General features: G+C 47.5%; 11 protein-coding genes. 2 read left to right on the top strand and 9 right to left on the bottom strand.

What is annotated here, in order from left to right; translation table 11 throughout:
- Positions 1-77 precede the first annotated feature (77 nt).
- The 8 genes from ACN6MW_RS24185 to ACN6MW_RS24150 form a co-directional block, all read right to left on the bottom strand.
- Positions 78-1,688 carry an extracellular solute-binding protein gene (locus tag ACN6MW_RS24185; protein WP_419876431.1) on the bottom strand — a complete coding sequence of 537 codons (1,611 nt, stop codon included), beginning with the start codon at positions 1,686-1,688 and terminating at the stop codon, positions 78-80.
- Positions 1,689-1,760: 72 nt separating this feature from the next.
- On the bottom strand, positions 1,761-2,639 hold the full coding sequence (locus ACN6MW_RS24180; RefSeq protein WP_419872424.1) for a carbohydrate ABC transporter permease: 879 nt from the start codon (positions 2,637-2,639) through the stop codon (positions 1,761-1,763).
- Positions 2,640-2,658: 19 nt separating this feature from the next.
- Positions 2,659-3,639, bottom strand: coding sequence for an ABC transporter permease (locus ACN6MW_RS24175; RefSeq protein WP_419872423.1), 981 nt, complete (start codon positions 3,637-3,639; stop codon positions 2,659-2,661).
- 262 nt (positions 3,640-3,901) lie between these two features.
- A complete protein-coding gene (locus tag ACN6MW_RS24170; RefSeq protein WP_419872422.1) occupies positions 3,902-4,465 on the bottom strand; it encodes an NADPH-dependent FMN reductase in 564 nt (187 codons plus the stop codon).
- A gap of 37 nt (positions 4,466-4,502) precedes the next feature.
- Positions 4,503-5,918, bottom strand: a complete 1,416-nt coding sequence (locus tag ACN6MW_RS24165) for an AraC family transcriptional regulator (RefSeq protein WP_419872421.1) — start codon at positions 5,916-5,918, stop codon at positions 4,503-4,505.
- 238 nt (positions 5,919-6,156) lie between these two features.
- The gene (locus tag ACN6MW_RS24160; protein ID WP_419872420.1) at positions 6,157-7,131 is read right to left on the bottom strand and encodes a formylglycine-generating enzyme family protein; all 975 of its coding nucleotides are present in this window, start codon (positions 7,129-7,131) and stop codon (positions 6,157-6,159) included.
- Positions 7,132-7,240: 109 nt separating this feature from the next.
- Positions 7,241-7,771: a chromate transporter gene (locus ACN6MW_RS24155; RefSeq protein ID WP_419872419.1), complete on the bottom strand. Its 531-nt coding sequence runs from the start codon at positions 7,769-7,771 to the stop codon at positions 7,241-7,243.
- 24 nt (positions 7,772-7,795) lie between these two features.
- Positions 7,796-8,416, bottom strand: a complete 621-nt coding sequence (locus ACN6MW_RS24150; RefSeq protein WP_419872418.1) for a chromate transporter — start codon at positions 8,414-8,416, stop codon at positions 7,796-7,798.
- A 257-nt stretch (positions 8,417-8,673) separates the two neighbouring features.
- Here ACN6MW_RS24150 and ACN6MW_RS24145 point away from each other — a divergent pair, with 257 nt between their 5' ends.
- Positions 8,674-10,209, top strand: coding sequence for a sulfatase (locus ACN6MW_RS24145; RefSeq protein ID WP_419872417.1), 1,536 nt, complete (start codon positions 8,674-8,676; stop codon positions 10,207-10,209).
- 167 nt (positions 10,210-10,376) lie between these two features.
- On the top strand, positions 10,377-11,222 hold the full coding sequence (locus ACN6MW_RS24140; protein ID WP_419872416.1) for an AraC family transcriptional regulator: 846 nt from the start codon (positions 10,377-10,379) through the stop codon (positions 11,220-11,222).
- Between the two features lie 130 nt (positions 11,223-11,352).
- Here the strand turns inward: ACN6MW_RS24140 and ACN6MW_RS24135 are convergent, their stop codons facing one another.
- Entirely contained in the window at positions 11,353-13,119 is a 1,767-nt protein-coding gene (locus ACN6MW_RS24135) for a glycoside hydrolase family 2 protein (protein WP_419872415.1), read from the bottom strand.
- Positions 13,120-13,135: the final 16 nt, after the last annotated feature.

Raw genomic sequence — 13,135 nt, 5'->3', positions numbered from 1 at the left:
GTCTGTTCCTTTTCAGGGTATCATGAGCCCGCAAAATCCGGTAGAGGTTTAGAAGGCCCCCTACCGGATTTTCCGCGTTATTTAAACAAAGATTGTTTCTCCTCGAACGTTTTGTTGGCCCAAGCGTCAAGCTTTTGCAGCCCGATCTTCTCGGCGTTTTTCATCATCGTTTCATAGCTCTGAACGGCCTCTTCTTCGGATTTCGCGAGATAGATTTTCACTTTCTCGTTGGTAACCATCTCGTCAATCTTTGTTTTGATCGTTTTTTCTTCAGAATCGGCCTTGACCTGAATCATTCCGACCTCCGGTTTGTACGTGGTTATCGCCTTCGTCTCCAGCAAAGCCTGGGTTGTTTGCGTACCCGGTACATACCCCCAAAGTCCCTCTACAATTGCGTCCGAATAAAGGAACCACCATTTAATGCCGTTACTGTTGACGAAATCGGAGTCAGCCGTATTATAATTCAGATTCGGATACCCTTCTTCGTTCCATGTCCAATGTTCGCCTTCGATGCCGAACATGGTAAGTTTCTTTCCTTCGTCACTGGCGAGGAACTGCAGCAGTTTGATTGATTTCTCAGGATTTTTGTTGTTTTTCGTAATAAAAGTGCCGGACCAGCCTACCCCGGTATTCACGCGAACGGCTTCTTCCGATAGCGAGCTCGGGATCATCTTAAACGTATAAGCCGCACCGTTCTGCTTGGTGGAGATGTTGTCGCGTTCCGCAACGCTGACCGTATGGCTATGCGCGAAGGCCTTTCCGCTGACCGCGTATTCATCATCAATTTGATCGTTGGCATGTGCGAAATTTTCCGCCAGAATAAATCCGTTGCGGTATAGGCTGTTCATAAACTTGAAAAATTCAAGCATTTTGGGATGTTTAAGGTAATACTCTGCTTTCCCTTCATTTTCATACCAGGATCCAAAGCCGGCTTCGATGCCAAACTGTGTCATGAAATAAGATTCGATCCAGTTTTTATCCATGACGAGGGGAACCAACTCGGGATGTTTCTCCTTCACCATGCCCAGAAGCTTTACAAAGTCGTCCAGTGTTTTCAATTCCGGATTGCCAAGTTCGTTCATAATGTCCTCGCGCACGGCTATACCCGGATTGCCGTCATTACCAAGCGCAAACTTGTTGGTCTCCCATTCCTGCTCAGTCGCAAACGCATTACGAATGGTATAGAAATTGCCGTCTTCCATCGTATTAATCGCGATCCTCGTAGGATCGATTTCAAAATTCGGTGCATACTTCTCGACCAGCTCATTCCACGGATACGAAATGTTCGAATTAGAGAGCCTGTCAATATCGGAGGCTGTGAAAATCAGATCGGGCAAATCGCCGGATGCGATCATAAGCGGCAGCTGTTTATCATCCGTAGCTACGGTAACCTTGAGCTTAACGCCGGTTTTTTCCGTGATTTTATCGGCCACCGATCCTTTCCATTCTTTTATAGGGTACCAACTGTGGTTAATGAATAACGTCAATTCTTCGACATCCTGATTGCCGTCAGCCGTTTCGGTGCCCGAATTGTCAGCGCCTGGATCCTCGGCCGAAACATTAGGGCTCGTGTTGCTGCCCTTATTGCTGCCTTCGCCCGAGTTACCTCCGCTGCATGCGGACAAAATAGTCAGCAGCATGATAATGGACAGTGACAGTACCAACCGTTTTGTTTGTTGACCTCGCATCAAGAAAACCCCTCCATGTTTTGTTGTTTATATTATCAAAGCGGGTGCTTTAATAACGATATTGACGATCGACTAACCTTTTACCGACCCCAGCATGATGCCTTTGACGAAATACTTTTGCAAAAAAGGATAAACGCAAACGATAGGGGCGATCGATACCACCATGGATGTAACCTGCAACGAATAGTTAGTGACGCCGGACGCGCTGGCTGCGGCACCTACAGACTCAATCGGGATGTTGCTCTTGTTGATGATTTCCATCATCCTGAAGGTCAGCGTCCTCAGAGAGTCCGATTGCACGAAATAGGCCGAATCCAGCCACGAATTCCATTGTCCCACCCCGAGAAATAGCGACATGGTCGCAAGAAGGGGAGTTGAAACCGGAAGAATAATTTTAAAGAAGATTACGAATTCGTTTGCCCCATCTATATATGCGGATTCCTTTAGCTCAAGGGGGATCTCTCGGAAAAAGGATATTGCGATCAGCAAAAAGAAGGTACTAAGCATCGATGGAATAACATAAACACCGAACGTATTCAGAAGTCCGACCGAACGCAGTACGACGTAATAAGGGATCAGTCCGCCCGAAAAATACATGGCAAAAATGATAACGGCAAAGTAACCTTTGCTAAACAGAAGGTCCTTATGCGACAATCCGTAAGCGACTAGAGAGGTGAACAACACGCCGAGTAGCGTTCCTACTCCGGTACGGGCAACGGTAACGAACAGTGCATTATACCAATTGGAATCCTTAAGGAACGTGGCGTAGTTCTCCAATGTAAAGCTTCTGGGCCATAAATAGATGTCGCCGAGCAAGGAGTCCTTTCCTTGGTTGAATGAAATGACCAGTACGTAATAAAACGGATATAAAGTAGCGATCATGATGCAGAACAATAAAACGTAAATGACGCTGTCCAGCAGCATATCCTTCTGTTTCTGAGATGTCAGCAAATGACTGCCCTCCTTGTCTTCAAAATAGACTCGAGCCCGAAACTCTCTTCGCAATGTAGTTGCTGGAGAAGATCAGCAGTACGGAAATAATCGACTGGATCAGATCGATTGCGGCAGCGTAGGAAAATCTGCCATCCGCCAACCCGACCTTGAATGCGTAGGTTTGTACGATTTCCGACGTCGGGTTATTGACATCGTTGCCCAGCAAGTAGGCCTGTTCGAAGTTGGATCCTACCAGTCCGCCTCCAAGAATGCTGCCGATTGTCAGAATTAGCACCACAACAATCGTTCCTTTGATGCCAGGAAACGTAACATGTCGAATTCGGGCCAGTCTTCCCGCGCCATCGATTTGAGCAGCCTCATAAAGCGCAGGATTGATGCCTGCTATCGCCGCCAGGAAAATAATCGTCCACCAGCCCATCTCCTTCCACACCGCGCTGCCGACAGCTAGTCCCCAGAAATAGTTCGCATTTGTCAGGATATCCAACGGCATGTCAATGAGACCGATTTTGACCATCACCTTGTTTATAATCCCGATATCCGCTGAAAGAAAAGAGAACGCGATGCCTACCACAACGACCCACGAAATGAAATGCGGAAGATAGCTTACCGTTTGCACAAACCGTTTGAACGCCATATGTCTCACTTCATTCAGTAGAATCGCGAACAAAATAGGCGCCGGAAACGCGAAGATCACTTTGAGAAAGCTTAAGACGAGCGTGTTTCTTACAATTTGACCAAATCGATAATCATTGACGAATTCGTCAAAATATTTAAGACCCACCCAATCGCTCGTAAAAATCCCCTTGATGCCGGTAACGATCGAGTAGTCTTTGAAAGCCATCACGACCCCGAACATCGGCGTGAAGGAAAATATCAGCAGGAATACCATGCCCATTCCCACAAATAATTGAAGCACAATTTGCTTTTTGAAGCGCTTCCATAGCTGCTGGTGGCGTTTTGCTTTAAACGGTGTTGCCAGATCTGTCTCAAAGTTCATGTGCTATCCTCCTTTGTGTTAATCTTACTCTCCTGCCCTAGCGTTTAAAAGACAACATTCTTAAGAAAGCGTTGTCATTTTTTAAGGCCAATATGTACTGAGCTTTGTGAATTTCGATCCTAAATCAAGAATGTCCAGTCTTATTCTTCTTTAGATCTACCTATGCAACGAAAAAATCCTACCATAATAAACTATGGTAGGATCTCTATGTACATCTGCGGTTAGCGGTTATACTTCAATATTTAGGTTATGAGAAAGAATACTACTCATTCAGTCGTTGTACCTGGTCTATCCATTGCATAAACGATTGCACATAACGCTGCAAATATTTACGGGTCGTTTCATCGGTGAGCTTGCCGCTCTCTTGATCAACCTTATCCAAAACTTGAGAGATATACATTTTTTGATTCGGCAAGACGTACGACGAGGTGGCATCCAACGTTTGTCTGATTTGCTGCTGCGACAAAATCGTTCCTTTTACGCCTGGCGTTGCTCCTATCAAACCAATAGGCTTCCGAATGAGCACAGCTGTTTTAGTTGGAGTCGATGCCCAGTCCAGCGCATTTTTAATTACCCCCGGTATTCCCGAGTTATATTCCGGGCTAACGATAATAATGCCATCCGTCCTTTGAATCGCTTCGCGGTAACGCATGACCGGATCCGGCCCTTCTGCATGATCCAAATCCGCATTGTACAAGGGAAGATTTGCAATAGATATGTATTCATATTGTGCGGAATCTACCAGTTCAGGAATCGTATTCGCTATCATCCGATTGAATGAATTCTCCCTTAAACTACCTACTATAATCCCTATCTTTTTTGACATCAGCCATCCTCCCAAGTTTAAAAGTCTTTCTTCCTACCTAATCATACAATATTCCCCTTGATGAGCTCCAGTCCAACAGCTCGTTCATGATTCGTTCCCTGCCGTTCGGGGCCCAGCTCATGCCGATCCAATTGGGGATAAACAAGGTTTTTGTATGCGGGACGGCACTAATCGCTTTCCAAGCATTAGTCTGCTCGAAGCTGGCCAGCTTTTCTTCTTTCTGCATAACGTTGTGGTTGTGAATAAGCAAGTGATCGGTTTCAATGACCGGAAGGCTTATCAGGGTGAACTCATGGTTGCGCTCGTTTAACGGTACGCAGCTGCCTGGTTTTAATCCAAGTTCAGAATATAATAGTTCATTAAGAGGATGGTTCACCATGCCTTGGACCCGTACCTTTCTCTTGAACAGCCTCAACAGCGCCACGCTTTCATTGCCAATCGCGCCCGATAGCCTTTGCCGGACGTATTTCGCTTGCTTTTCCACACGAGCAAAGTTTTGTCGCGCTTCGCTTTCCCTTCCGACAAGCTCAGATTTGAATCCATTCATCGCATAGACGCAGCTTGCACCCAGGGAATACAAATTTTCATGATATTGATAGTTGGAAACAACGGCGACAGACAGTTCCTTCCTCTTAATGAACAGAGTAGGAGTTATACCGACAGACCGCTTGAATAATCTGCTGAAATAAAATTCATTTCCGAACCCGACCAAAGCGGTGACATTCTTAACCGTACTGTCTGGCTGCGAAAGCTGTTCCTTAGCACGCTCGATTCGGATTTGATTCAAAAATTCGACGGGAGATACGCCTTGTCTGCGCTTAAAGCTCCTTGAATACGAGGTAGGCGTCAAGCCCGCGATTGCAGACAACGTTTCCAGGTTCAGCTTCTTATCATAGTGCTTGTACATGTAGGCAATGCTCTCATCCATTCCGCTGCTTGCCTCTTCCTCGTCCAGCTGATTCGTCCCCGCTTCGAGAAGCGCATGCAATAGACCGAGAGCCTGCAATTGAAGCGCAGCAGGCTGAGTCCGTGAAGACCGGCTATCAGCGTACAAGCTGGAGACATGTTCCATGCACGCTGCCGAATGCTCATCCCGAAGCTTGCCTGAAGGGATAAAGGAAGCCTCGGCTTCCGACGGGGCTGCCGCCCATTTCCCTTTCGTTCGGCAAACCGCCATTTGGCGGAATAGCAGGAGCGTATATTGGGCCGATTCCGAATGCAGCTCCGTATCCAGCTTAGTTCCTGGCGCAAAGAAAAACAGCTCGCCCGGATGAAACCGGAGCGAGCATTCATTGATATGCAGCAAGCCGCTGCCAGCCGTAACCGCGCATAGCGAAAAAGTATTCTTGTCGATCATGTGCACGGCATGCCGCTTCCGCATATTGCGCATACGGATAAAAGATAACAGTAATATCGGAAGCTGTCCTCCCGCATTCAGCCTCTGCATCTGCATACATTCACCTTCTTCTGATAATCCTAAATCCCATTGATAATGATCATTGTACATGACTGATTTTGTCCGTTTAAGGCACTTATTTTGTCATAGCGCTAAAGATGCGATTCTAGGCTTGTTCATGCTGAAAATAAACAGACTCCTACCAGCATAAATTATCACTGGTAGGAGTCATATGTAATGAGATCGATTAATAAATGAAAATCACCCGACAATTTCCTCCATCGATTGCCCTCGTTTATCCGTCAATAACGTCCGCCGCCACGCGGAAACCGCAGTTGCCCGTAGAACTATCCGGCGTATTTCCGCTTCTTCCTGCGACACGGTATCGGTTGCAATAGGAACGGTGGCACAGATAAGAGCCGCCCCGCATGGCACGTTTGCCGGTCGGCTCCATGAAGCATGGGTTTTCCGCGGACGCCAACCGGTGATAGACGGGGCTGAACCAGTCTGCGCACCATTCCCATACATTGCCGGACATATTGAACAATCCATAGCCGTTGGGATCGTAGGCATCCACCGGAGCGGTGCTTACATAACCGTCGCTGGCATTGTTCTTCACCGGGAACCTGCCTTGCCAGATGTTGCACATGTGCTTGCCGTCCGGTTTCAACAAATCTCCCCATGGATAGGTCCTGCCCGCGAGACCGCCTCTCGCAGCATATTCCCATTCGGCTTCCGTCGGTAAACGCGTCCCGGCCCAGGCGCAGTATGCCACCGCATCGTGCCAAGTGACATGAACTACCGGGTGGTCGAGCCGTTCATCAATTGTTGAATCCGGCCCCTCCGGCTTAGCCCAAAAGGCACCGTCCACAGCAAGCCACCATGGCGTTTGCTGCGGAATCTGTCTGACCCGCTCCCTTGTTCGCTCGGATGCCAGCAAATGGAAGACAAATGACCATCCGAACTGCTCGGCTTCTGTCACGTACCCCGTCTCCTCGACAAAGGAGCCAAATTCCCCGTTCGTTACGGCATACGGTGAGAGTAGGAAGGAATCGACACGCACGTCCCGCACCGGTCCTTCCCCGTCCGACGCGAACCCATCGGCAATACCCGTCCCCATCCGGAAAGTGCCCCCGTCAATCCGAACCAGCTGACTGTTTCCCCGCGCGTTAGTGGATAATGGCGGGACGGAAGAATGGGCCAATCGTTTTATTTTGCCGGCTGCGACTTGTTCTCTGCCCGCCGTGCAGCAGGTTTTACCTGGTTCCATTATTTCACTCCTCTCCCGGCCAATACCGGTTTTAATGGAATCGGCTATCCCATTTGTGACCATACCTAATTCCGGTATTAATCACAGCTTAAGCTAATCTACTGACCTTTTATGCGTAGAATGCCGCCCCGCTAATCCCAGAGAATAAGAGAATCGCAAACGGATGCATTCGTAAGCGCAATAACATATAAAGGCATGCCCCTACAATCAATATGGCGGGCAGCAGCTCACTCAAAGACAAGCTAGCGGATAAATGGACCGCACAGAGTTGATAAACGGCAAAAAATATAAGAGCTGTAACAACGGGTTGCACTCCATACATGCAGCGCTTCAAGTAGTTTTTATGATCCCGAGTGATGAAGCAAATCATCCCGGCAGTCATCAGAATGGAGGGGATCAGCAAACCTAGCACGCACGCAATGGCCCCAGTCACCCCGTATGTTTGATAGCCTACAAGCATACCCAAATTAACGGCGATGGGACCGGGAGACATTCCTGCGACAGCAATCACGTCTACAAGCATGTCATGACTCATCCAGACTTGGCGTTCCGACTCCCTCTCAATCAAAGGGATCAACGCATACCCTCCGCCAAACGAAACGAATCCCATTTGCAAAAAGAACCAAAATAACGCCGCCATGATTTCACCCCCAGATGGATTTACTTAAATAAAATACATATAGGAGCTGTCGGCGCCACCCTTGGATTGGCGTTTCTGCAAGCTTTTTACGCTCCGGTCTCCACCATGTGTCGCAACGGCGCCGAATACAGCGCCTCCGGCTATAAGCCATAGGGGATGAGTCTCTATAAAAAGAAGAATAAGGCTTATAATCGCAACCGCTAAAGTAAGTGTATCTTTAATCGATATCCTCCCCAGCCTAAAAACGGTATAAAGGATCATGGCAACGATCCCCCAACCGATGCCTCTTAACACACCTTTTACCTTCAAGCTGTCACTAAACTTGTGATAAAGAAGAAAGAGGCCGATAACGACGAGACAGGTCGGTACGATGGCACCGATTGCTGCTGCGGCCGATCCCTTCAATCCGCGAAGACGATACCCGATCAAGAAAGAGGCATTGATCGCTACTCCACCAGGGGCTGCAGACGCAAGAGAAAGCGTTTCTTGCAATTCTTCTTCGTTCATCCATTTCCTGCTGGTTACAATCTCGCGTTCGAGCGCAGGAAAAGTGGCATATCCGCCGCCAAAAGAAACAGGCGCAAGTTTCAGAAAGCTCCAAAATAAAGATAATAACCGTGGAGAACTCGATTGGGAACGATCCACTTCTCAACACCGCCTTCCTGTAATTGTCTTCTTAATTGCAACTTTCTTTATGCCGTTTCGGAATGAACGTAAACTAATTCATGAATTATATCGAGCTTTTAAACCGTTTTCGCTCTTTAATATTACAACTTAATCCCAGAATGATAAAAACATTTTTTTGAAACCACCTTACAAAATAACAAATACAGATCACACATTACGTCATCCTTCTTACTGCCAATAGTGACTATACTGAGAAGCAGGAAGGAGATGATTTTATGAAAACACCAAATATTCTACTGATTACGAGCGACCAGCAGCATTGGAATACGATAGGCGCATTTAACAATGAAATCCATACTCCCAATCTGGACCGGCTGGTTCGTGAAGGTACAACTTTCAGCCGGGCTTATTGCCCTAACCCTACCTGCACGCCAAGCCGTGCATCCATTATTACCGGCATGTATCCAAGCCAGCATGGAGCTTGGACGCTTGGAACGAAACTGCTTGAGGATCGTCATACCCTTGGCGAGGACTTCCAGCAGGCCGGGTATAAAACTGCGTTGGTTGGTAAGGCACATTTTCAACCCTTGCGGTCAACAGAACAATATCCATCGCTCGAATCGTACCCTATACTTCAGGATTTGGATTACTGGAAAACGAAACAAGACTCTTTTTACGGCTTCTCTCATGTGGAGTTAGCACGAAACCACACCAATGAAGCGCATGTCGGGCAGCACTATGCTGCATGGATGGAAGACAAAGGATGTACGAATTGGCGAGATTATTTCTTGCCGCCGACAGGCACCATGGATCCAAACCAGACTTACAAATGGCCAATTCCTGAGAAGTACCACTATAACACCTGGATCGCCGAACGTACCAATGCTTTATTAGAACAATATAAACAGAATGACGACAGCTTTTTCCTGTGGTCCAGCTTTTTTGACCCTCATCCGGAATACCTGGTGCCTGAGCCATGGGATTTGATGTATGACCCCGATAAGCTTACCATCCCCTCCATGGTTCCTGGTGAACACGATAATAATCCGCCGCATTTTGGGATGACACAGGAAGAGGCACCTGACTTCTCGGGCTTACGGGAGAGTGGATTTGACATTCATGGTTACCGATCCCATCATTTCTACGAGTACGGTAACAAATTCAGGCTGACGGAAGAGGACAAGAAAAAGCTGGTTGCTGTGTATTATGGCATGGTCAGCATGATGGATAAATATATTGGTTCAATTCTGGATAAATTAGACCAGCTCGGTATGGCCGATAATACCCTACTCGTATTCACTACCGACCATGGCCATTTTTTTGGGCAGCACGGCTTACAAGCTAAAGGCGGCTTCCACTATGAAGATTTGCTGAAACTGCCGTTCATCGTGAGGTACCCGGGGCGCGTTGCGGCCGGCAAAACCTCTGCGGCATTTCAATCACTCGTCGATCTTGCTCCTACCTTCCTGTCTTTCTCGAATCTGCCTATACCTCATGCAATGACAGGTGTAGACCAGAAGGAAGTTTGGCTCGGGATGTCAGATCAAGCAAGAGACCATGCCATTTGTGAATTCCGGCATGAGGCAACCACCATCCATCAGAAAACGTACGTGGATGAACGATATAAAATTACGGTTTATTACAACCAGACATACGGTGAGATTTTTGACCTGCAAGAGGATCCGAACGAACTTGATAACTTGTGGGATAACCCGAATTTCGCCAGTTTAAAATCAGAACTCCTACTAAAATACGTATGGGCTGAACTGGGTAAAGAAACGATGCCCATGCCCAGAGTTTGTCACGCTTAACCCGTCCAAACCGAGGCCTAAAGCCTGCAAGCAAGCTGGAACCATTTGGATCTTGGCGCCAGCTTGCAGGCTTTTTTATGGAATGACGGGTTACTATCCACCTATGCCTGACGATGTTAAAATGATAGTGACTTTCATCAACTTTAACTTCGGAAGAGGTCGTTTGCATGATAGAGTTTACCCATGAATACGCGGAGCATTTGTATCATACCCCCAATGCATTGGAGAAGCATAGCGGCGTTATACCAATCCGTATAGGCTATAACGAGGCAAAACCAAATTATCATATAGGGCCGCGTTTTATTGCCTATTATAGCTTGCACTTCGTTCTTGAAGGCCAGGTTACACTTCGTATAAATCAGGAAGAGACCCTGCTTACGCGAGGTGATCTGTTCGTTTTATTCCCCAATAGCATTCATGAATATTACATTACTCCTTGCGAAGAACCCGCTCTTAAGATGTTTTGGGTTGCTGCCGAGGGCAAACAAATGCCACTGGTCACAAGCCGTCTTGGACTTACACTCAAACACCCCTATATCAAAAATTTTTTTAATCAGGATCTTGAGCAATCTTTTTTTCAGTTTGCATTTGAATGGAAGCACCTCGTGAAACAGGATGACTTCTCCTTAACGCAAGGGTTTTACTCTTTACTGAATCAAATCGTTCGATTATCTAAGCCGATTAAAGCCTCCTCACAAACCGAAGATTGGGTGGCTATAAGCATCGACTACATTCATTTATATTATAAGGAAGGCATAACCGTAACAGACATAGCTAATCATGTCGGGATCCACCGCTCGCATTTTTCGAACGTCTTTCATCAGAAAGTCGGCATCCGGCCACATCGGTACCTGACGAATCTGATTATGAAGGATGCTATGAGAATAGTGAGTACAACAGTTCTGCCTATTTCTCATATCGCGCTTTCGCTCGGGTATTCAGACGTGTACTCATTTACTCATGCCTTTAAAAGCTACCATGGACAGCCACCAAGCTTTTACAGGAAAACATAGTGCCCCTTTGCGGTGTTAATGCAATTAATCCCTAGACCTTTTAATTTCAATGCCTTACGTTGCAAAAAACAATCGCTCTGCCGAATACGGCAGAACGATTGTTTTAAACTCCTATGCTGTATAAGTTCATTCAGTCTAAATTAATGGCTTTGATCGTAGCCAATGGAATTTTCGGCTTGCGATCCTCCGTCAGAAGCCCGTTGATTTCCTGCTGAACGTCGGCTAGCTGCGTATAACAGTACCCGCTAATATATTTGACGTCCTTAATCGCTTGGGTGATGCCGCGGAATCGCCTAATGAATTCCTCTTCCGAAACAACCTGATCACCGTAGCCCCAGCCTTTGTCCGACTGAAACGCGATACCGCCGAATTCGCTGATGATAATCGGCTGTCCCCGGTATGCATACCCTTCCGCAAACGCGTACTTCCAGTGATTGCAAGTCGTTTCATTGGTCACGATCGCTTCCTTGCTGGCATAACGCTTCAGGAAACCGTCTCCTGACGCGACATAGTCATGCAGCGTTAGAATGTCCGACACGGTGTGCTCCCAGCCGTCGTTCGTGATGACCGGACGGTAAGGATCGATTGATTTGGTCAGATGGTAGATGCCCTCGGTAAACTGCTGCTGCCGCTTATCGCGTAAAATGGATGCGATGCCCCATGATTCGTTAAATGGAACCCAAGTAATAATACTTGGATGGTTATATTGCTGCCTCACAATCTCCAGCCATTCCTTCGTGAACGCATCAACCGCCCTGTCATGAAACTCGAAGGTGGCTGCCATCTCGGACCACACAAGCAGGCCCTTCACGTCACACCAATAGAGAAAGCGGGCATCCTCGATCTTCATATGCTTCCGTACGCCGTTATAGCCCATCGCCAGGATGTGATCGATATCTTCGATCAGGGCTTCCTCGCCTGGCGGAGTCAGATGGCTGTCCGTCCAATATCCCTGATCCAGAATCAATCGCTGGTAGATCGGCACATTGTTCAGCAGCACCTCCCCGTTCTTGATGGAAATCTTCCGCATGCCGAAATAAGAAAATACCCTGTCCACGACTTGATCCTTCGCATACAGCACAAATTCCACGTCGTATAAGTTCGGATGCTTTGGAGACCAGAAGCTTCTCTTCCACGGTCCGTTCGCCTCATGCAGCAAATCTACCTCAATGGCCAGGCAAGGCCGGTCGATCGCTAGGCTAACGAGTTTTACGGGCTTGCCTTTGAACGTAACGACAGCTTCCAGCCTTAAGTCGCCAGCTCCGGCTTCCTCTACCCCTTGCACCTCGTAATCGAAACGGACGATGGAACGGTCGAAATCCGGCGTGATTTTGACAGCGTCAAGGCGCTGTTCCTCCACGTATTCCATCCATACCGTCTGCCAGATCCCGGTCGTCTGGACATAGAAGCATTCGAAATTGTCTTTGATCCAGCGCTGCTTGCCCCGGGGCTGATAGCAGCTATTGCTGTCTTCCGCCTTCACCGTGACTTGATTATCGGACCCGAATAGGAGATACGGTGTAATATCGATTGAAAAGGCGGCGTAACCGCCCTGATGCCGGCCTGCCAACGTTCCGTTCACCCACACTTTGGCTTCGTAATCCACCGCCTGGAAATGAAGGATAATCCGTTTCCCTTCAGCTTCCTTCGGGATGTGGACGGCTTTGTTATACCACACTTGCGGATGGAACTCTTCGATTCCGATTCCGCTTGCTTTGGTTTCGTACGTAAAAGGCACGATTATTTTGTGGGTCTCTTCGAATTTCTCCTGCCACTTCTCTTTCTCCCCCACGCTATGGTCATCGAAGCGGAAGCTCCATTCGCCGTTTAAGCTGAGCCAATTGTCACGCACGAATTGAGGCCTGGGATAATCTTTGATATATGCTTTTGTTGTCATGCCGAGCCTCCTATTT

Origin of the sequence: Pristimantibacillus sp. PTI5, assembly GCF_048572955.1 — a bacterium.
Classification (GTDB): Bacteria; Bacillota; Bacilli; order Paenibacillales; family Paenibacillaceae; genus Pristimantibacillus.
The sequence above is the reverse complement of the archived record's forward strand: the minus strand, read 5'-3'. Positions and strand labels throughout refer to the sequence as shown.